This window comes from Rhodococcus sp. Chr-9, assembly GCF_000801125.1.
Taxonomy (GTDB): Bacteria; Actinomycetota; Actinomycetes; order Mycobacteriales; family Mycobacteriaceae; genus Rhodococcus; species Rhodococcus pyridinivorans.
This window is the reverse complement of the sequence record NZ_JTIZ01000122.1, coordinates 282,960-303,137: the sequence shown is the minus strand read 5'-3', so window position 1 is coordinate 303,137 and position 20,178 is coordinate 282,960. Positions and strand designations below refer to the sequence as shown.

The 20,178-nt window shown below is 69.6% G+C and carries 20 protein-coding genes and 2 pseudogenes; 6 read left to right on the top strand and 16 right to left on the bottom strand.

Features of this window, described 5'->3' with window-relative positions; genetic code table 11:
* Nucleotides 1-171 precede the first annotated feature (171 nt).
* Nucleotides 172-441, bottom strand: a complete 270-nt coding sequence (gene rpsO, locus QR64_RS20520; protein WP_006551263.1) for a 30S ribosomal protein S15 — start codon at nt 439-441, stop codon at nt 172-174.
* Nucleotides 442-1,070: 629 nt separating this feature from the next.
* The gene (locus QR64_RS20515) at nt 1,071-2,039 is read right to left on the bottom strand and encodes a bifunctional riboflavin kinase/FAD synthetase (RefSeq protein WP_006551264.1); all 969 of its coding nucleotides are present in this window, start codon (nt 2,037-2,039) and stop codon (nt 1,071-1,073) included.
* A 158-nt stretch (nt 2,040-2,197) separates the two neighbouring features.
* On the opposite strand from QR64_RS20515, the gene QR64_RS20510 reads away from it, so the two are divergent.
* Genes QR64_RS20510 through QR64_RS20495 form a run of 4 tightly spaced genes read left to right on the top strand, consistent with a single transcriptional unit; the run spans nt 2,198 to nt 5,482 of the window.
* Nucleotides 2,198-3,085 carry a metal ABC transporter substrate-binding protein gene (locus QR64_RS20510; RefSeq protein WP_006551265.1) on the top strand — a complete coding sequence of 296 codons (888 nt, stop codon included), beginning with the start codon at nt 2,198-2,200 and terminating at the stop codon, nt 3,083-3,085.
* Complete coding sequence (locus tag QR64_RS20505) at nt 3,082-3,879, top strand: metal ABC transporter ATP-binding protein (protein WP_006551266.1); 798 nt, start codon at nt 3,082-3,084, stop codon at nt 3,877-3,879. Before QR64_RS20510 ends, QR64_RS20505 begins: the two co-directional genes overlap by 4 nt.
* Nucleotides 3,876-4,769, top strand: a complete 894-nt coding sequence (locus QR64_RS20500; protein ID WP_033096522.1) for a metal ABC transporter permease — start codon at nt 3,876-3,878, stop codon at nt 4,767-4,769. The genes QR64_RS20505 and QR64_RS20500 overlap by 4 nt, the downstream gene beginning before the upstream one ends.
* A 20-nt stretch (nt 4,770-4,789) precedes the next feature.
* Nucleotides 4,790-5,482: a metal-dependent transcriptional regulator gene (locus QR64_RS20495; RefSeq protein ID WP_006551268.1), complete on the top strand. Its 693-nt coding sequence runs from the start codon at nt 4,790-4,792 to the stop codon at nt 5,480-5,482.
* 31 nt (nt 5,483-5,513) lie between these two features.
* Here the strand turns inward: QR64_RS20495 and truB are convergent, their stop codons facing one another.
* The 12 genes and pseudogenes from truB to rimP all read right to left on the bottom strand — a co-directional run bounded on the left by truB (nt 5,514) and on the right by rimP (nt 16,536).
* Nucleotides 5,514-6,437, bottom strand: a complete 924-nt coding sequence (gene truB, locus QR64_RS20490; protein WP_039586994.1) for a tRNA pseudouridine(55) synthase TruB — start codon at nt 6,435-6,437, stop codon at nt 5,514-5,516.
* Nucleotides 6,437-7,099 (bottom strand): 4'-phosphopantetheinyl transferase Npt, encoded by a 663-nt coding sequence (gene npt / locus QR64_RS20485; protein WP_033096709.1) that lies wholly within the window; start codon nt 7,097-7,099, stop codon nt 6,437-6,439. The genes truB and npt overlap by 1 nt, the downstream gene beginning before the upstream one ends.
* Before the next feature lie 41 nt (nt 7,100-7,140).
* Entirely contained in the window at nt 7,141-8,079 is a 939-nt protein-coding gene (locus tag QR64_RS20480) for a metallophosphoesterase family protein (protein WP_006551271.1), read from the bottom strand.
* A 3-nt stretch (nt 8,080-8,082) separates the two neighbouring features.
* A pseudogene (locus QR64_RS28320) lies at nt 8,083-8,717 on the bottom strand (MATE family efflux transporter); the annotation flags it as partial.
* A 1-nt stretch (nt 8,718) separates the two neighbouring features.
* A pseudogene (locus QR64_RS28315) lies at nt 8,719-9,386 on the bottom strand (MATE family efflux transporter); the annotation flags it as partial.
* Between the two features lie 125 nt (nt 9,387-9,511).
* Nucleotides 9,512-10,519: a DHH family phosphoesterase gene (locus QR64_RS20470; protein WP_052227384.1), complete on the bottom strand. Its 1,008-nt coding sequence runs from the start codon at nt 10,517-10,519 to the stop codon at nt 9,512-9,514.
* 28 nt (nt 10,520-10,547) lie between these two features.
* Nucleotides 10,548-11,006: a 30S ribosome-binding factor RbfA gene (gene rbfA / locus QR64_RS20465; protein ID WP_006551274.1), complete on the bottom strand. Its 459-nt coding sequence runs from the start codon at nt 11,004-11,006 to the stop codon at nt 10,548-10,550.
* 53 nt (nt 11,007-11,059) lie between these two features.
* A complete protein-coding gene (locus tag QR64_RS20460) occupies nt 11,060-11,350 on the bottom strand; it encodes a DUF503 domain-containing protein (protein ID WP_006551275.1) in 291 nt (96 codons plus the stop codon).
* A gap of 124 nt (nt 11,351-11,474) precedes the next feature.
* Nucleotides 11,475-14,354, bottom strand: coding sequence for a translation initiation factor IF-2 (gene infB / locus QR64_RS20455; protein ID WP_039586991.1), 2,880 nt, complete (start codon nt 14,352-14,354; stop codon nt 11,475-11,477).
* Nucleotides 14,355-14,558: 204 nt separating this feature from the next.
* Complete coding sequence (locus QR64_RS26175) at nt 14,559-14,867, bottom strand: YlxR family protein (protein ID WP_084222392.1); 309 nt, start codon at nt 14,865-14,867, stop codon at nt 14,559-14,561.
* Between the two features lie 44 nt (nt 14,868-14,911).
* Nucleotides 14,912-15,940 (bottom strand): transcription termination factor NusA, encoded by a 1,029-nt coding sequence (gene nusA / locus QR64_RS20450; protein WP_006554228.1) that lies wholly within the window; start codon nt 15,938-15,940, stop codon nt 14,912-14,914.
* The gene (rimP, locus tag QR64_RS20445; RefSeq protein ID WP_019289143.1) at nt 15,937-16,536 is read right to left on the bottom strand and encodes a ribosome maturation factor RimP; all 600 of its coding nucleotides are present in this window, start codon (nt 16,534-16,536) and stop codon (nt 15,937-15,939) included. Before rimP ends, nusA begins: the two co-directional genes overlap by 4 nt.
* Before the next feature lie 150 nt (nt 16,537-16,686).
* On the opposite strand from rimP, the gene QR64_RS20440 reads away from it, so the two are divergent.
* Nucleotides 16,687-17,184 (top strand): hypothetical protein, encoded by a 498-nt coding sequence (locus QR64_RS20440; RefSeq protein ID WP_006554230.1) that lies wholly within the window; start codon nt 16,687-16,689, stop codon nt 17,182-17,184.
* Nucleotides 17,181-17,624 carry a ferritin-like domain-containing protein gene (locus QR64_RS20435; protein WP_006554231.1) on the top strand — a complete coding sequence of 148 codons (444 nt, stop codon included), beginning with the start codon at nt 17,181-17,183 and terminating at the stop codon, nt 17,622-17,624. Before QR64_RS20440 ends, QR64_RS20435 begins: the two co-directional genes overlap by 4 nt.
* Before the next feature lie 38 nt (nt 17,625-17,662).
* On the opposite strand, the gene QR64_RS20430 is transcribed toward QR64_RS20435, so the two are convergent.
* Nucleotides 17,663-18,322 carry an O-methyltransferase gene (locus tag QR64_RS20430; protein WP_039586990.1) on the bottom strand — a complete coding sequence of 220 codons (660 nt, stop codon included), beginning with the start codon at nt 18,320-18,322 and terminating at the stop codon, nt 17,663-17,665.
* Nucleotides 18,323-18,441: 119 nt separating this feature from the next.
* Nucleotides 18,442-20,175 carry a proline--tRNA ligase gene (locus QR64_RS20425; protein ID WP_039587376.1) on the bottom strand — a complete coding sequence of 578 codons (1,734 nt, stop codon included), beginning with the start codon at nt 20,173-20,175 and terminating at the stop codon, nt 18,442-18,444.
* Nucleotides 20,176-20,178 lie beyond the last annotated feature (3 nt).

The window sequence follows — 20,178 nt, the reverse complement described above, 5'->3', positions numbered from 1 at the left end:
CTACCGAGGACCGACACCGTCGGTGCATACGGATCATCACCATTGGAGGCGATGGAAGTCGCCGGCCGAACCGGCACAAACACCGACAGCCAACGAGGCCCAGTGTAGTGGGTACCCCGTCGGCTGCCGGAAAAGATCAGCGAATGCAGATCAGGTCGTGTCCTGTCCGCGTCAGCGACGCAGACCCAGACGCTGGATGAGCGAGCGGTAACGCTCGACGTCGACCTTCTCGACGTACTTCAGCAGGCGGCGACGACGACCGACCAGCAGCAGCAGGCCGCGGCGGGAGTGGTGGTCGTGCTTGTGCTGCTTGAGGTGCTCGGTGAGGTCCACGATGCGCTTGGTGAGCAGTGCCACCTGCGCCTCGGGGGAGCCGGTGTCGGTCTCGTGGAGGCCGTACTCGCCGAGGATCTGCTTCTTCTGTTCGGTGGTCAGAGCCACTGGGTCACTCCTGTACAACTGACGTCCGCGTGACGGTAGACGGACCGGAGTCCGCCCGGTACGGCCACCGCGAACCGCAGCGCGCACCGACGGTCCAGCCTATCAGAGCCGACTTCTGCCGCCGAACCACGATCGGGTTCAGCGCCGGCCGGCACCCGCGCGGCCCACCGCGGCCGACACCTCGGCGAAAACCTGGTCGAGCAACTCGACGTACCGGTCGATGTCGCGGTCGGGACGGAGGTCGTCCCGTGCCGGGGCCAGGACGGTGACCGCCGAGCGCCACGGGTACCGCCGCGTACTCCGAGGGCAGATCCTCCCCGCGCTCGCGGTAGTAGCGCTCGATCGCGAGCGACACCGTCGTCGACGGCGAGGTCGGCCTTCACCCAGTAGGGATAGTCCAGTGAGCCCGGCGCGTCGGCGATCCGACGTGCCAGAGCACTGACCAGGTGCATGCGGGAGGCGAAGAACGACAGAATCGACTCGCGGTCCGGGGTGCGCCCCCGGTCCTCGGAGAAGACGGCGGACAAGACCTTTTTCGTACCGAACTCGCAGTTGCGTTCGTTCGGACGACACCGGACGGTCGACGGACACCCACGTCACTCGAGAGTCGGTGTCACTCGAAGTCGGTGTCACTGGGGAGTCTTCGTGAGAACCTCTCGCGCCCGTTCGGCGTCGCGGTGCATCGCGGAGATCAACGCTTCCACGGAATCGAACTTCTCCATGCCCCGCAGCCGCTCGACGAAGTCGACCGCCACGTGCTGGCCGTAGAGATCGGCCTTCTCGTCGAGGACGAACGCCTCCACCGTGCGCTTGCGTCCGGAGAAGGTCGGATTGGTGCCCACCGACACGGCTGCGAGGTAGCGCTGACCAGCTGTGAGTCCCTCGACGGGAGAACCGGAGTCGAGCACCGTGAACCAGGCCGCGTACACGCCGTCGGCGGGGATCGCCGCGTAGATCGGCGGTGCGACGTTGGCGGTCGGGAATCCGAGTCCGCGACCGCGACCGTCGCCGTGCACGACCACGCCTTCGACCCGGTGCGGGCGACCGAGTGCGTCCGCGGCCGCAACGACGTCCCCGGCGTCGACGCACGAACGAATGTAGGTCGACGAGAACGTCACGGCGTGCTCGGCGACCAGCGTGAGCCCCTGCACCGCGAACCCGAAACGCTCACCGATCGAGCGCAGCATGTCGACGGTGCCGGCCGCCTTCTTTCCGAAGGTGAAGTTCTCCCCCACGACCACCTCGGCCACGTGCAGTCGCTCGACGAGGATCTCGTGGGCGTACCGCTCCGGCGAGAGCTTCATGAATTCCGGGGTGAACGGCATGACGCAGAAAACGTCGATACCGAGTTCCTCGGCGAGCTCGGCGCGTCGCGCGAGGGTGGTCAGCTGCGCCGGGTGGCTGCCCGGGCGGACCACTTCCATGGGGTGGGGATCGAAGGTCATGAGCACGGCGGCCACACCGCGTGCCCGCGCGGCCTCGACGGCACGCGCTATGAGCTGCTGATGGCCGCGGTGTACGCCGTCGAACACGCCGATCGTGAGTACACACCGACCCCAGTCCGCAGGAATTTCGTCCAGACCTCGCCATCTCTGCACATCGGCAGCCTACGGCCCGTGAGCGGGTCGGGCACGCCCGGATGGCTCCCAGAGCGCCCCACATGACGGTGACGGCTCGGCGAATGCATAATTTCGGTGTGCCGAACTTTTCGTCGAGAGCCCACAGAACACGGTCCGTATCCTCCCGTGCCGGTCGCATGATCGCCACCTTCGCGGCCACGGCCTGCGCCGCCGCCCTCGCGGCATGTTCGACCACCGGTTCCGCCGACGATCGGCCCCTGGTCCTGACCACCTTCACCGTCCTCGCCGACATGGCGCGCAACGTCGGCGGCGACCACGTGCGGGTCGAGTCCATCACCAAGCCCGGCGCCGAGGTCCACGGCTACGAGCCCACGCCGGGCGACCTGCGGTTCGCGACCGAGGCCGACCTCGTCCTCGACAACGGACTCGGTCTCGAGCGGTGGTTCGAACAGTTCGTCGCCGATGTCGACGCCGAGCACGTGGTCGTGAGCGAGGGTGTGGACCCACTGCCGATCGGTGAGGGCGCGACGACGGGTCCCTACAACCCCCACGCCTGGATGTCCCCCCTCGCCGCCCGCGTCTACGTCGACAACATCGCCGCGGCACTGGCCGACCTCGCCCCCGAGCACGCGGACGACTTCGCGGCCCGCGCCGAGGCGTACAAGGCCGAACTCGACGGTCTCCACACCGAACTCGTCACCGCCCTCGACAGCGTGCCCGCCGACCGGCGCGCACTCGTCACCTGTGAGGGCGCGTTCAGCTATCTCGCGCGCGACGCCGGGCTGCAGGAGGCCTATCTGTGGCCGGTGAACTCCGACCAGCAGGGCACCCCGCAGCAGATCGCCCGGACCGTCGATTTCGTGCGCACCAACGAGGTTCCGGCGGTGTTCTGCGAATCGACCGTCTCGGACAAGGCGCAACGGCAGGTCGCGGCCGATACCGGAACGGAATTCGGCGGAATCCTCTACGTCGATTCGCTCTCCGAGGCGGACGGTCCCGTCCCCACCTACCTCGATCTGCTCCGACACGACATCGACGTCATCACGACGGGACTGAGGCCATGACTTCGACACTCGACACACCGGCACTGTTCGTCGACGACGTGACGGTGCGCTACGACACCGTCCTGGCCCTGCAGAACGTCACCCTGAAACTCGCACCCGGCCGCGTCTGCGGACTCGTGGGAACCAACGGCTCGGGTAAGTCGACGCTGTTCAAGACGATCATGGGTCTCGTGCGACCCACCTCGGGTCGCGTCACCATCGGCGGGACGACCACCGCCGTGGCGCGTCGCCGCACGCAGGTCGCCTACGTGCCGCAGTCCGAGGCCGTCGACTGGAACTTCCCGATCGGCGTGCGCGACGTCGTCATGACGGGCCGCTACGGCCACCAGGGCTTCCTGCGCCGCCCGCGCCCCGCCGACCACGAGGCCGTCGACGCCGCGCTCGAACGCGTGGGCATGACCGCGTTGTCCGGCCGGCAGATCGGGCAGCTCTCGGGCGGCCAGCGCAAGCGTGTCTTCGTGGCACGGGCGATCGCGCAGGGCTCGCCGCTGCTGCTGCTCGACGAGCCGTTCGCGGGGGTCGACACCACCACCGAGCACGCGCTGACCGGCGTCATCCGCGAACTGGCGGCGAGCGGCCACGCGATCCTCGTCGCCACCCACGATCTTGCAGGTCTGGCGCAACTGTGCGACGAGGCGGTACTGCTGCAGCGGCGCGTGCTCGTGCACGGCTCCCCCGAGGAGGTCCTCCTCCCGGAAAACCTCGCCCGCGCCTTCGGCGCTCCCCCACCTGCGAACGGTGGACGAGCCGAGGACGTCGCACGGGAGACATACGCACAGGAGGCCGGACGATGATCGACGTGCTGATCGAACCCCTGCAGTACGGCTTCATGCAGCGCGCGCTGCTCGTCGCGGTCGCCGCGACGATCGTGTGCGCGCTGCTCAGCTGCTGGCTCGTGCTCATCGGCTGGTCGCTGATGGGCGACGCGGTCTCGCACGCCGTGCTGCCCGGTGTCGTCCTCGCCTATCTGGTGGGGGTGCCGTTCGCGCTCGGAGCCCTCGTCTTCGCCGGCATCGCCGTCGCGTTGATCTGGCTCGTCCGCGGCACGAGCCGCGTCAAGGAGGACGCCACCATCGGCATCGTCTTCACGACACTGTTCGCCCTGGGCGTGGTGCTGATCTCGAAGAACCCGAGCCAGATCGACCTGCACCACGTGCTGTTCGGAAACCTGCTCGGGCTCGCGACGGGCGACGTCTGGCAGGTGTCGATCCTGGCGGCCGTCGTGCTGGCCGTCCTCGTCGCGAAGCGCCGCGATCTGACGCTGTTCGCCTTCGACCGCGTCCAGGCGCACACCCTCGGCCTGTCCCCCGCCGCGCTGTCGGCGTTGCTGTTGTCGCTGCTCGCGGTGACGATCGTCAGCGCGCTGCAGGCGGTCGGCGTGATCCTCGTCGTCGCGATGCTCATCATCCCCGGCGCGACCGCCTATCTGCTCACCGACCGGATGGCCCGGATGCTGGTGATCGCACCGGTACTCGCAGTGATCGCCTCGGTGGTCGGTGTGTACACGAGCTACTACACCGACGCCGCGACCGGCGGCGTGGTGGTGCTCGCCCAGGCCGTGGTCTTCACCCTCGCGTACCTGTTCGCTCCGCGTCAGGGTGTCGTCACCCGGCTCGTGATGCGTCGCCGCGCGCCGGAGAGCGAAAGGACCAGCGAGCCGACGGAGAGCGTGATTCCCGGGTGACGGTTACCTAAGCTGGACGCGTGCCTGAGAGTAACGAGACCACCGCGACCGAGCTGCTGTCCTCGGTCGCACAGGACTATCTCAAGATCATGTGGACGGTCCAGGAGTGGTCCGGGGAGAAGATCTCCACCAAGCTGCTCGCCGAGAAGCTGGGCGTGTCGGCGTCCACGGTGTCCGAAGCGGTACGCCGCCTCGCGGACCAGGGACTCGTCGACCACGAGCGCTACGGCGCGATCTCCCTCACCGACGAGGGCCGGCAGGCCGCCGTGGCGATGGTCCGGCGCCACCGCCTCATCGAGACCTTCCTGGTCCGCGAGCTCGGCTACGGGTGGGACGAAGTGCACGACGAGGCCGAGATCCTCGAGCACGCCGTCTCCGAACGGATGGTCGCAGCGATCGACACCAAACTCGGTCATCCCGAACGCGACCCGCACGGCGACCCGATCCCGGCGCCCGACGGCACGATCCCGTCACCACCCGCCCGCGCCCTGAGCGAGTTCAACGACGGCGACCACGGCCGCGTGGCCCGCATCTCCGACTCCGACCCCGCGATGCTGCGCTACTTCGACGAGGTCGGGATCGCCCTCGACACCGACATCACCGTGCTCGAACGTCGCGACTTCGCCGGAACCATCTCGGTCCGGTTGGGCCGGACCGAGGGCCGCACGATCGATCTCGGTCACCCGGCGGCGGAAGCGATCTGGCTCGTCTGAGCCGGCTGCGATCCGGCCCGTCCGAGCCCGCTCACATGTTGGAGGGACGCACCACGAACACCGCCGCAGCCCGCTTGCCCCTCTCCTGCAGCAGCGCCGCGGCCCGACCCTGCGCATCCACGGCGCCGTAGACGCCGTGGATCCCGACGGGCTCGAGCCAGCGGCCGTTCGCGAGCAGCCCCACCTCCTCGTCGCTGATGGTGCGGCACTCGAAGGCCGTGCGCACGGCCGCGTCGATGTCGAGGCTCGGCGTCGGGTCGTCGGCGAGCTGTTCGAGCGTGCGGGCATGTTCGAGGCCGAACGGGCCGACCTTCGTGCGACGCAGCGCCGTGAGATGACCGCCCACTCCGAGGGCCGCGCCGAGATCGCGTGCGAGCGCCCGAATGTAGGTGCCGGACGAGCAGTCCACGTCGACGTCGACGTCCACGAAGCCGCTCCCGGGCACATCGCGGCGGGCGAGGACGTCGAACCGCGAGACCGTGACCGGCCGGGCCTTCAACTCGACCGCCTCCCCCTCGCGCATGCGGGCGTAGGCGCGCTTGCCGTCGATCTTGATGGCGCTGACGCTGGCGGGCACCTGCTGGATGTCGCCTGTCAGCGCGGCCACGCCCTCGCCGATCTGCTCGTCGGTCACGTGCGTCGCATCGGTGGTCGCGACGGTCTCGCCTTCCGCGTCGTCCGTAACGGTGCTCTGCCCGAGACGGATCGTCGCGGTGTACGACTTGGTCGTCAGTGCGAGCAGCCCGAGCAGCTTGGTGGCGCGCTCGACGCCGAGGACGAGCACGCCCGTCGCCATGGGGTCGAGAGTGCCCGCGTGCCCGACCTTGCGGGTGCCGAGCAGTCGGCGGCAGCGCGCCACCACGTCGTGGCTCGTCATGCCGGCCGGCTTGTCGACGACGAGCAGGCCTGCGCGGGCGAGTGCCGGATGTTCCTGCGGGGGTGCGGCGTCGTTCATCAGCGCACCGTGATCGCGGTGAGGACGAGACCGTCGGCGATGAGCCACCGTCCGTCGAAGCCCGTCAGCGGCTGCCCGTCGAGGGTGTCGCCGGGGACGAGCAGTCGCGAGTGGAAGGTGCCGGTGACCACGTCCGAGGTGGTGTCGCGCTCGAAGGTGATGTGGGCGTCCTCGAAGCCCAGCCACCTCTTCGTCAGCGGGAACCACGCCTTGTAGGTGGCCTCCTTGGCGCAGAACAGCAGACGGTCCCAGTGCAGGTCGTCGCCGGCCGAGGCGAGCCACTCGCGTTCGGGTTCGAGGCTCACCGCGGGCAGCACCCCGTCGGGGAGCACGTCGTGCGGTTCGGCGTCGATGCCGAGCGATCGGATCTGCAGCGAATAGCCCAGCACGGCACCGCGATAGCCGTCGCAGTGGGTGAGGCTGCCGACGACGCCGCGAGGCCAGACGGGATCGCCCATCTCTCCGCGCAGTACCGGCGCGGGGTCGACGCCGAGGGTGCGCATGGCCTGGCGGGCGCAATGACGGGCACCGGCGAACTCGCGGCGCCGCTTCTCCACGGCCCGCGCCACGAGCGGCTCCTCCTGGGGATGCGGCCGCAGTCCCGGTGGGTCCTCGAACAACTCGGCTGCAGCGACGCCGTCCGGCACGATGCGCCCGATCAGCGCGCCACGCGTGTCCGTCTTCTGCCCGGTGTCCGGTTCGGTCACCGCAACTCCTTCTCTCGTTGAGCCCGCATCTTCTCGGCCTCGGCTTCCATCTCGGGGGTCACGGTGAAATGACCGCCCCACTTGTTCAGGCTGCCCGGCGGATACTCCGGGACGGGGAGGATCTGCCGCAGGGGCTGCTCCGGCATGCCGCGTCGCTGCCATTCGCGCGGGTAGCCGACCGAGACCTCCTCGAAGCGCACCCCGTCGTAGTAGGTGGTCCGCGGGATATGCAGGTGGCCGTACACGCTGCACAGCGCCCGGTAGCGCAGGTGCCAGTCGGCCGTCTCGGTGGTACCGCACCACAGGGCGAACTCGGGGTAGAACAACATCCGCGTGGGTTCGCGCACCAGCGGGAAGTGGTTGATCAGCACGGTGGGCAGGGCGGGGTCGAGCGCGTCGAGACGGGCGCGGGTCTGATCCACGCGTACCCGGCACCAGGTGTCGCGCGTGATGTACGGATCCGGCTTCAGTAGGAACTCGTCGGTCGCGACGACGTTGCGTTCGCGCGCCAGCGCGAGCCCGTCCGCCTTCGTCGTGGTGCCCTCCGGCAGGAACGAGTAGTCGTAGAGCAGGAACATCGGCACGAGCACCACCGGCCCGTCCTCGCCCTCCCAGATCGGATACGGATCCTCAGGGGTGAGCACGTCGAGTTCGCGGCACATAGTGACGAGATAGTCGTAGCGCGCGACCCCGAACATCTGCACCGGGTCCTTGGCGGTCGTCCACAGTTCGTGGTTGCCGGGCACCCAGATCACCTTCGCGAACCGGCTGCGGAGCAGCGACAGCGCCCACCGGATGTCGTCGGTCTTCTCCGACACGTCGCCCGCGACGATCAACCAGTCGTCGGGCGACTCCGGATACAGGTCCTCGGTGACCGGCCGGTTGCCCCGATGACCCACATGGATGTCGCTGATCGCCCACAGCTTCGCTGCCACGCACTAACCTCCCGACTCGTCCTGGACGCGCACCTGCCGGTCCGCGCCCGTCACCGCCCATCGTCCCGAGAGCGTGCGCCACACGACGGCGATCATCCGGAACACGATGAACACCGTAAGCCCCGTCCAGATACCCGCCAGACCCCAGTCGTACGCGAGCGACAACCAGATCAACGGCAGGAAGCCGAACAGCGCCGAGGCCAGCGTCGCGGTGCGCAGGAAGGCGGCGTCCCCCGCACCGAGGAGAACACCGTCGAGTGCGAAGACGATTCCCGCGAGCGGCATGATCGCGACGAAGAACCACCACGCGACGCCGATCTGGTCGAGCACCTCGGTATCGGTGGTGAACAGATCAGGAATCACATCCTTCCCCGCCACGAAGACCACCGCGAGGACGACGGCGAAGATCACCGACCACGCCGACAACCGCCACGCCAGGCGAGTCGCGCCCCGGCGGTCGGCCGCACCGAGCGCGGCGCCGACGAGGGCCTGCGCAGCGATCGCCAGCGAGTCCAGAGTGAGGGTCACGAAGGTCCACAGTTGCAGCACGACCTGATGACCGGCCACCGCGGCCGCACCGAAACGCGACGCCACCGCCGCCGCGGACAGGAAGCAGGCCTGGAATGCGAGGCTGCGCGNCCGAGCCGCAACTGTGCCCCGATCACGGCGGGTCGCGGTCGCAGCGGAACCCCGGACCGCAGCAGCGCCACGACGAACAGGACGGCCGTCACGGACTGCCCGATCACGTTGGCGATGGCCGAACCGACGAGTTCCCACCGGGGAGCGCCCAGCAGTCCGTGGACCAGTACCGGGCACAGCACCGCCGACAGGGCGAGGCCGGCGATGACGAATCGCAGCGGCCGCATCGTGTCCTGGACGCCGCGCATCCAACCGTTCCCGGCCAGGCCGACGAGGATCGGGGGAGCCCCGAACAGCGCGACGCGCAGCCACGAGACGGCGGCGTCGGCGATCTCGGCATCGCCGGCGAGCAGCCGCGCGACGGGACCGGCCAGCGCCTGGCCGACGAGCAGGATCGCAAGTCCGACGATCATCGCGAGCCAGGTCGCCTGCACGCCCTCGCCGACAGCGTCGTCGTGCCGGTCCGCACCGTGGAAACGCGCCGCGCGCGCGGTGGTGCCGTACGACAGGAAGGTGAGCTGGGTGCTCACCTGCGCGAGGATCAACCCGCCGATCGCGAGACCGGCCAGGGGCAGCGCCCCCAGCCGGCCGACGACGGCGATGTCGAACAGCAGGTAGAGCGGTTCGGCCGCGAGCACCCCGAGGGCGGGAAGGACGAGCCCGAGGATCCGCCGTCCGGTGACGTCGGAAGCGTGTGAGCCGCCGGGCGTCTCAGAGGCGCGTAAGCCGCCGGGCGTCTCAGAGGCGCGTGAGCCGCCGGGCGTCTCGGAGGCGGGCGACCCGCCGGACGCAGTCAACCGAGCACGCCGCGCAGGGCGGCGACGATCCGATCGGTGTCGCCGTGGGCGGTGTACCCCGCCGCCAGGCGGTGTCCTCCGCCGCCGAGTGCGGTGGCGACGGCGGACACGTCCACCGAGGTCTTCGCGCGCAGCGAGACGGTCCACTCCTCGGGAGCGACCTCCTTGAACACCGCGGCGACCTCGGCCTCGGCGGTGGTGCGCACGATGTCGATGACGCTCTCGACCTCCTCCGGACCGAGATGCGCGGAGTCGGCGCGCCGGACGAAGGCGTAGACCAGTCCCCTGCCCTGAGCAGCGTCGCGTTCGAGTGTGGCGGTGGCCAGCACCGACGACAGCATCGGCAACCACCCGAAGGGATGGGTGTCGAGCAGGGCCCGCGTGATCGACGTGCCGTCGATACCGGTGGCGAGCAGGCGCTCGGCAAGTCCGTGGGCCTGCGGGCGACCCCAGCGGAACGATCCGGTGTCGGTTACCAGTCCCGCGTACAGGCAGTGCGCGAGTGCGGCGTCGATCTCGACACCCCACACGTCGAAGAGGTCGGCGAGCACCATCGCGGTGGCCTCGGACTCCGGGTCGACGAGGTTGTGGGTGCCGAACCGCGTGTTGGACAGGTGGTGGTCGATCACCAGGACGTTCGGGGCGGTCTTCAGACGGTCGCGCAGGACACCGAGACGGCCCGCGGTACCGCAGTCGACGGTCACCACGAGATCGGCCTCACGGCGTACCTCCGCGACCGGCGTGACCAGGTGTGCGCCCGGCAGCGACCGCATCGAGTCCGGCATGTTCGCGGGCGAACCGAACGCGACCTGCACGGTGACACCGCGTCGCTCGAGCGCCAGCCCGAGGGCCAGCCCGCTGCCGAGGGTGTCGGCGTCGGGGTTGATGTGGCACAGCACCGTCACGGTGGCCGCCGCGTCGAGCAGTGCGGCGGCACCGTGCAGGTCGACGGATCCTGCCGGGCCGGACGGGACGCCGGCATCGTCCCGGTGCGACGGGACCACCGGAGGAGTCGGGTCGGGCACCGGTGCGTTATTCGTCGTCGTCACCGGCGTCGCGCTCACGGGATTCCTTGTAGGGATCGGCATCGCCGGCCGGAACGGCGCCCTCACGGGCGCGTGCGACCTCGTCGTCGGCCGCGCGAGCGCGCGCGAGGAGTTCCTCCATGTGCCGTGCCGTGTCGGGCACGGTGTCGGTGACGAACGTCAGCGTCGGGGTGAACCGCACACCGGTGCCGGCGCCGACCTTCGAGCGGAGCACGCCCTTGGCCTTCTCGAGGCCGGCAGCAGCGGCCTCGTGATCGGGTTCGGTGTTCAGATCCGCGCCCCGGACCGTGTAGTAGACGGTGGCGTCGTGCAGATCCGCGGTGACCTTCGCGTCGGTGATCGTCACGAACTCGAGGCGCGGATCCTTGATCTCGAGGTCGATGGCGGTGGCCACGATGGTGGCAATGCGCTTCGCGAGTCGGCGAGCCCGTGCTGGATCGGCCATGTCGTTCGTTCCCTTCTGTAGCCGCCGGCAGGCGGCCTGTCGTGCGGCCGGGATCAGTCCTCGGGCCCGTACAGCCTGCGTCTGACCGACAGCAGGTCGAGTTCGGGCCGCTGGGCGACCAGCCGCTCACACTTGTCCAGTATCTCTCCGACGTGCGCGAGGTCGGGGGCGACGACCGCCACACCCACCTGCGCCCGGCGGTACAGATCGTGTTCCCCGGTTTCGGCGGCGGACACCCCGAGCCGGCGCAGTTCTGCGACCACCGGACGGATCGCCGATCTCTTCTGCTTGAGCGAATGCACGTCGCCGAGCAGCAGGTCGAGTTCGAGCGCTCCCAGATACATTCGCTTCTCTCCTCGAGGACACTCCGGTCGGCCGTCCGGTCGGCTCCGTGCCGGCCGGGTCGGGCGTCCCGACACACCCGTGGCGGCGAACGACGAATCGTTCACCGCCACGGGTGCGGGTGGATCAGTCGCGCGGCTTCTCGCGCAACTCGTACGCCTCGATCACGTCGCCGACCTTGATGTCGGAGTAGGTGATCGTCAAACCGCACTCGAAGCCCTCGCGGACCTCGGTGACGTCGTCCTTCTCGCGGCGCAGCGACGAGATGGTGACCGTCTCGGCCACGACGTTGCTGTCGCGGATGAGGCGGGCCTTCGCGTTGCGCTTGACGATGCCGGACTGCACGAGGCAACCCGCGATGTTGCCGACCTTCGACGACTTGAAGATGGCGCGGATCTCGGCGCGGCCGAGCTCGACCTCCTCGTAGATCGGCTTGAGCATGCCCTTGAGGGCCTTCTCCACCTCGTCGATCGCCTGGTAGATGACCGAGTAGTAGCGGATGTCGACACCCTCGCGGTTCGCGAGCTCGGTGGCCTTGCCCTCGGCGCGGACGTTGAAGCCGATGATCACGGCGTTCGACGCGGCAGCGAGGTTGACGTTGGTCTCGGTGACGCCACCGACACCGCGGTCGATGACCCGCAGGCGCACCTCGTCGTCGATCTCGATACCCATGAGCGCCTCTTCGAGGGCCTCGACGGTACCCGAGTTGTCGCCCTTGAGGATGAGGTTGAGCTCGTTGTGCTCCTTGAGAGCGGCATCGAGATCCTCGAGGCTGATGCGCTTACGGCTACGTGCTGCGAGCGCGTTGCGCTTGCGGGCATTACGCCGGTCGGCGATCTGACGCGCGATGCGGTCCTCTTCGACGACGACGAGGTTGTCCCCGGCGCCGGGCACCGACGTGAAGCCGACGACCTGGACCGGACGCGAAGGCAGTGCCTCGAGCACGTCCTCGCCGTGTTCGTCGACCATGCGGCGCACGCGGCCGTAGGCGTCGCCGGCGACGATCGAGTCGCCGACCCGCAGAGTGCCGCGCTGGACGAGCACCGTGGCCACCGGACCGCGACCGCGGTCGAGGTGCGCCTCGATGGCGACGCCCTGCGCCTCCATGTCCGGGTTGGCCCGCAGATCGAGCGCTGCGTCGGCGGTGAGCAGCACCGCTTCGAGCAGCTGGTCGATGTTGAGGTTCTGCTTCGCGGAGATGTCGACGAACATGGTGTCGCCGCCGTACTCCTCCGCCACCAGCCCGTACTCGGTGAGCTGCTGACGGATCTTCTGAGGGTTCGCACCCTCCTTGTCGATCTTGTTCACCGCGACCACGATCGGGACATCGGCGGCCTGTGCGTGGTTGATCGCCTCCACCGTCTGCGGCATGACGCCGTCGTCGGCTGCGACCACGAGGATCGCGATGTCCGTCGCCTTCGCGCCGCGGGCACGCATCGCGGTGAACGCCTCGTGACCCGGGGTGTCGATGAAGGTGATCAGGCGATCTTCACCGTTGAGGTGCGTCATCACCTGGTAGGCACCGATGTGCTGGGTGATGCCACCGGCCTCACCCTCGCCGACGTTCTCCTTCCGGATCGTGTCGAGCAGGCGGGTCTTGCCGTGGTCGACGTGACCCATGACGGTGACCACCGGCGGACGCTGCTGGAGGTCTTCCTCGCCGCCCTCGTCCTCGCCGTACTGGATGTCGAACGACTCGAGCAGCTCGCGGTCCTCATCCTCGGGCGAGACGACCTGCACGACGTAGTTCATCTCCGAGCCGAGCAGCTCGAGGATGTCGTCGTTCACCGACTGAGTGGCCGTGACCATCTCACCGAGGTTGAACAGCGCCTGCACCAGGGCCGACGGGTTCGCGTCGATCTTCTCGGCGAAGTCGGACAGCGATGCGCCGCGAGCGAGACGGATGGTCTCGCCGTTGCCACGCGGCAACCGCACGCCGCCGACCGACGGCGCCTGCATCGAATCGTATTCCTGCCGCTTCTGCCGCTTCGACTTACGACCACGACGCGGAGCGCCACCGGGACGACCGAACGCGCCGGCTGCACCGCCGCGACCGCGTCCACCGCCACCGCCACCGGGGCGACCGCGGAAACCACCGGGAGCACCTGCACCTGCAGGTGCGCCGCCACCGGCGCCGCCACCGCGGTAGCCGCCGCCACCGCCACCGGGACGTCCACCGGGAGCTCCGCCCGGACGACCCGGACGACCGGATGCGGCCGGACGCGCAGCACGCTGAGGCATCGCACCCGGGTTGGGACGCGGGGGCATCGAACCCGGGGACGGACGGGGACCGCCCTGTCCGGGCGCGGGGCGGGGACCGCCCTGTCCGGGAGCCGGACGCGGACCGGCCTGGCCGGGTCCGGGACGCGGGCCACCGGGGCCTGCTGCGGGACGTCCCTGTCCGGGCGTGGGGCGGGGGCCGCCCTGTCCGGGGGTAGGACGCGGTCCGCCCGGGCCGGGGCGCGGGGCACCCGGACGCGGAGCGGGACGCTCGGCCGGAGCCGAGGAGTACGGGTTGTTACCGACGCGCGGGGTCTTCGGACCCGGACGCGGACCGGCCGGCTTGGGGCCGGGCTTGGCCGCGGGAGCCTGCGGCGTCGCGCTGGGAGCCTGAGCAGCCGGGGACTGCGGTGCCGCCTGGGCAGCGGGGGCCTGCGGCGCGGGAGCCGCAGGCTCCTCCGGTGCCGGAGCGGGCTTGGGAGCAGCCGGCTTCGGTGCGCCGGGCTTCGGACGCGCGGTCTCGGCCGCGGGGGCCGGGCTCGCAGGGGTGGGCCGGGGACCCGGCCGGGGGGCACCGGGCTTCGGTGCGGGGTTGGGTGCAGCCTTCGCGGCTGCATCGCCTTCGGTCTTACCGAACGATTCGCGCAGTCGACGCGCGACCGGCGGTTCGACGGTCGACGACGCGGACTTGACGAACTCGCCCTGTTCCTTCAGGCGTGCGAGTAGTTCCTTGCTGGTGACACCGAGTTCTTTCGCCAACTCGTGCACGCGGGCCTTGCCTGCCACTGCTCTCCTCACTGATGAGGTCGAGCGGCCGACTGCCCGCACGACCTCGGGTTATCTCCGATGGACGTTCATCGCTGGTGCTTCACGGTGTGCTCATGAGTGTTCGTGCCTGTTCTTCTCAGAGTGCGATGTCACTGTTGGTGTTCCTCGTCGTCGTTCCCACGATCGTCGTACCCGGCCGAGGCCGACTCGATGCGTCCGTGATCACTGTGCCGTGGACCCGACCAGCTGATCCAGCGCTGTGGTGTCCGGATACCCGGTCACGCGCAGTGCCCTGCCGAATGCTCGACGCCGAACCGCCAGGCCCAGACATTCCGGGTTGGGATGCAACCAAGCACCTCGCCCGGGAAGCCTGCGTCGGGGATCGGGAATCACGGCGAAACCTGACGGTTCCTTCTCGCGCGCCACCACCCGGAGCAGTTCGGCAGCCAGCGTTCGCTGCCGACATCCGACACAGGTCCGCACCGTAGTGGTGCGTTCCCCGCCGGTCGAGGACAGGTCATGCTGAACCATCGACCACTGTACCGCTGATTTGCCCGGAATCCCGCATCCCACTCCTACGCGCCTGTCGAGCCGCCGCGCGAATCGTCGTTCCCGGCCGGTGCCGCGTCGCTGCGGATGTCGATCCGCCAGCCGGTCAGCCGGGCCGCGAGCCGGGCGTTCTGCCCTTCCTTGCCGATCGCGAGGGACAACTGGAAGTCGGGAACGACCACCCGGGCGGCGCGCGCGTCGGGGTCGACGACCGTGACCGACACCACCTTCGACGGCGACAGTGCGTTGCCCACGAACTTCGCGGGGTCCTCGTCGTAGTCGATGATGTCGATCTTCTCCTCGCCGAGTTCGCGCATCACGTTGCGCACCCGCTGCCCCATCGGTCCGATGCACGCACCCTTGGCGTTGAGGCCGGGGACGGTCGAGTGCACGGCGATCTTCGAGCGGTGCCCGGCCTCGCGGGCGACGGCGACGATCTCCACCGACTCGTCGGCGATCTCCGGGACCTCGAGGGCGAACAACTTGCGCACCAGATTGGGATGCGTCCGCGACAGGGTGATCTGCGGGCCGCGCTGTCCGCGGGAGACGCCCACGACGTAGCACTTGATGCGGTCGCCGTGCTCATAGGACTCCCCCGGCACCTGCTCGGCCGGCGGGATCAGTCCCTCGGCGTTGTTCGTCTCGCCGCCGATCTTCACGACGACCATGCCGCGGGCGTTGGCACGCGAGTCGCGCTGCACGACGCCGCTGACGATCTCACCCTCGTGGGTCGCGAACTCACCGAAGCGCTGTTCGTGCTCGGCGTCGCGGATGCGCTGCATGATGACCTGACGCGCGGTGGTCGCCGCGATCCGGCCGAAGTCCTCGGGAGTGTCGTCCCACTCGGCGATCAGGTTGCCGTCGGCGTCGCGCTCCTCGGCGAGGACCTGGATGGCGCCGGTCTTCGTGTCGACCACGACCCGCGCGTGCGGCTGGTGTCCGTCGACGTGCCTGTACGCCGTGAGCAGGGCCGTCTCGAGCGTCGCGATCAGCTCGTCGAACGGGATGTTCTTCTCCGCCTCGAGCATGCGCAGGGCGGCGATCTCGATATTCACTTGTCCACCTTCGTTTCGTTCGTCTCGTCGTGGTCGTCGCTGCCCGTGTCGTCCTCGGGCCCTTCGGCCAGCTCCCCGGCCGCGACCCGGCCGTCCGGAACCCCGCCCGCGAGCTCGAGTTCCCTCGGTGGCGGCGGGGAGAACTCCACCTCCACCACCGCTCTGCGCACCGCCGAGAGCGGGACCGAACGCACGACCGGCCCGGACCGATCGGGCAGGACGAGCCTGATCTCGTCGCCGACGAGCTCGCCGATGCGTGCGACGAGGGTCTCGTCGGCCAGTTCCACCTTCGTCTTGCGACCCTGAGCGCGCCGCCAGTGGCGGGGCTCGGTCAGGGGCCGGCCGATCCCGGGGCTGGTGACCTCCAGGACGTAGGGCGACTCGCCGAAGTCCGAGACTCCGTCGAAGGCCTCGGAGACGATCCTGCTCAGGCGGGCCGCCTCGTCGAGACCGAGACCTGCGTCGCTGTCGACGAGGAGGCGCACCGTACTGTGCTTTCCGGCGGCCGTGACCACCACGTCCTCGAGGTCGTATCCCTCTCTGGCGAGCAGATCGGAGACGAGCTCGACGATCCTCTCCGGGGGCGGCACAGGCATGGCGGGCGGGCTCCTCGTTCAGTTGTGGTCGCAGCGGACAGCGGGCCGGAACGGATGCGTACCGGCAGACATCAAGCCTAACCCGCGTCTCCTGCTGCTGTGACCAGGGCGGCGTCCTTCGTCGGACGACGCGACTGGCAGGATGGTCCGGTGCCGATGCCACTCGACCGTCCCACCGTCTCCCGACGAACCCTCCTGCGATGGTCGTCGGTCGCCGTCGGTGGATTCGGAATCACGACGATCACCGCGTGCGGCGCCTCCGACGAGGATGCCGCCGAACCGGATCCGCTGGCGGGTCAGGCGACGCGCGCCCGCACCGACGCAGCGATCGCGACCGCGCTGGTCGCGCGGGCGCCGGAGCTGTCCGCGCCGCTCACCACGATCGCGGCCGAGCGGACCTCCCACGCCGACGCGCTCGAGGCCGAGATCGCCCGGATGGAGGGCGCCACCACGAGTTTCACTCCCCCGTCGACCACCGTGACCACTCCCACCGGTGAGCTGCCGACCGTCGAGGCGCTCCGTGAGCGGTTGAACCGGTCGCAGCGCGAAGCCGCCGACCTCGCACGCACGCTCTCGGGTTACCGCGCGGGTCTGCTCGCCTCGATCAGCGCCTCCTGCGCCGTGCAGACGGCGGTGATGTTGCCGTGAGCTCACCCGAACTCGGTTCCGAACAGCAGGCCCTCGTCGACGCCCTCGAGGCCGAACACGCGGCGGTCTTCGGATACGGCGTGGTCGCGGCCTTCGCGGATCCCGCCCGCGCGAACGCCGTGGCGGAGGACACCGCAGCGCACCGCGCACGCCGTGATGCAACGATCGAGGCGTTGCGCGCCGCGAGCGTCGAGCCGCCGGTCGCGGCACCCGGTTACACCGTGCCGTTCCCGGTGATCGACGCCGCGTCCGCCGCGCAGCTCGCCGAACAGATAGAGAGCGACACCGCGGTCGCGTGGCGGTCCGTCGTCGAACGGGCACGCAGCGAGGCCACCCGCGCCACGGCCGTGGACGCACTCACCGAGGCGGCCCTGCGGGCGGCGCGGTGGCGGCAGAGCCGCGGAGTCGTGCCGTCGGTGGCCTTCCCCGGTCAACCTTGATCCGGTCGGCCTCGATCCGGTCGACTCCGAAGCACGGGTCACCCGGTCACGACCGCCAGCGCGAAGCCGTCCCAGCCCTTCGATCCGACGGTCTGCAACGCCGTCGCGTCGAGGCGCGGTTCGCGGGCGAGCAGTTCGAGCACGTCCCGCGACGCGCGGACCCGTTCGTCGTCGCTGCCCTGATCGACGATGGTCCCTGCTCGCACCACGTTGTCGACGACGATGACGGTGCCGGGTCGCGACAGCCCGAGCGCCGCGCGCACGTAGTTGCTGTTGTTCTCCTTGTCGGCGTCGATGAACACCAGGTCGAAGGGATCCTCGTCGACCAGGCCCGGCAGCGAGTCCAGGGCGGGGCCGACCCGGATGTCCACACGGTCACCGACGCCGGCGCGGTCGAGATTGGCGCGGGCCACCTCGGCGTGCTTGCGCTCGTATTCGAGGGTGACCACCCGGCCGGACTCCCCGACGGCCCGGGCAAGCCAGATGGTCGAGTATCCGCCGAGGGTGCCGATCTCCAGGACCCGGCGGGCACCCCGGATCCGTGCGAGCAGGTGCAGGAACTTGCCCTGCGGCGCGGACACGTCGATGGGCGGCAGTTCCGCTGCGGCGTTCGCCTCGAGCGCTGAGCTCAGCGCAGGATCGTCGCCGATCAGCACGTCGGTGAGGTAGTTGTCGGTCGCACTCCAGTTGTCGGCCATGTACCTCATTGTGGTTCGGCGCGCAGCGCACCACGGCGACTTCTGCCACATACGCCGGTGCCCCCGCGACGGCAGGTCGCAGGGACACCGGGTTCCGCCTGTATCGGCGAATAAGAGCGTCAGCGGTTGACGATGCGCTGGACGACCTCACCGATCGGCAGTTCGTCGGCCTCGCCGGAGAAACGGTCGCGGACCTCGACCTTGCCGTCGGCGAAGCCGCGGCCGACCACGACGACGAGCGGCATGCCGAGCAGCTCCGAGTCCTTGAACTTCACGCCGGGCGACGCCTTGCGGTCGTCGAGGAGCACCTCGAGGCCGGCGTTCGAGAGTTCCTCGGCGAGGTTCTCGGCGCCTTCGCGGGTCTGCTCGTCCTTGTTGGCGATGACCAGGTGCACATCGAACGGTGCGATCTCCGACGGCCAGCGCAGGCCCTTCTCGTCGTGCTGCTGTTCGGCGACCACCGCGACGAGGCGTGACACGCCGACGCCGTAGGAGCCCATCGTGGGGCGGACGGGCTTGCCGTTCTCGCCGAGGACGTCCACCGCGAAGGCATCGGTGTACTTGCGGCCGAGCTGGAAGACGTGGCCGATCTCGATGCCGCGGGCGGAGAGGAGCGGGCCGGCTCCGTCGGGCGACGGATCGCCGTCGCGCACCTCGGCGGCCTCGATCGTGCCGTCCGGGGTGAAGTCGCGACCTGCGACCAGCCCGAAGACGTGCTTGCCCTGCTCGTCGGCGCCGGTGATCCAGCTGGTGCCGTCGACCACGCGGGGGTCGACGAGGTAGCGGACACCGTTGGCGAGCAGCGCGTTCGGGCCGATGTAGCCCTTGACGAGGAAGGGATTGGCCTCGAAGTCGGCGTCGGTGAGCAACTCGACCTCGGCGGGTTCGAGCGAGGCCTCGAGGCGCTTGTCGTCGACCTCGCGGTCGCCGGGGATGCCGATGCCGAGCAGCTCCCACTCGCCACCGGGCTGCCGGACCTTGACCATGACGTTCTTGAGCGTCTCGGCCGCGGTGACCTCCCGGCCGAGGACCTCCGACGCCGCGGCGACGAGCGAGACGATCGTCGGGGTGCCGGGGGTATCGTGCACGACCGCCTCGGGCTGTCCGTCGATCGGCAGCGGTTCCGGCGCGAGCGTCTTCACCGCTTCGACGTTCGCCGCGTAGCCGGATTGGAGGCACCGCACGTAGGTGTCCTCACCCGCAGGCGAGTCGGCCAGGAACTCCTCGGAGGCGCTGCCACCCATCGCACCGGAGGTGGCCGAGACGATCACGTACTTCACGCCGAGACGCGCGAAGATGCGCTCGTAGGCGTCGCGGTGAGCCTTGTACGAGTCGGCCAGGCCCTCGTCGGTGAGGTCGAAGCTGTAGGAGTCCTTCATGACGAACTCGCGACCGCGGAGGATGCCGGCGCGGGGGCGCTCCTCGTCGCGGTACTTCGTCTGGATCTGGTAGAGCGTGACCGGGAAGTCCTTGTAGGAGTTGTACTCGCCCTTGACGGTGAGCGCGAAGAGCTCCTCGTGGGTGGGTCCGAGGAGGTAGTCGCCGCCCTTGCGGTCCTTCAGCCGGAACAGGCTGTCGCCGTATTCCGTCCACCGGTTGGTGGCCTCGTAGGGTTCGCGCGGCAGCAGCGCGGGCAGAGCGATCTCCTGCGCTCCGATGGAGTTCATCTCCTCGCGCACCACCCGCTCGATCTGCCGCAGCACCCGCAGCCCCAGAGGCAGCCACGAGTACACACCTGGCGCGATTCGTCGCACGTATCCGGCTCGGACCAGCAGCTTGTGGCTCGCGACCTCGGCGTCGGCCGGGTCGTCTCGGAGGGTGCGGAGGAACAGGTGCGACATGCGGGTGATCACGAC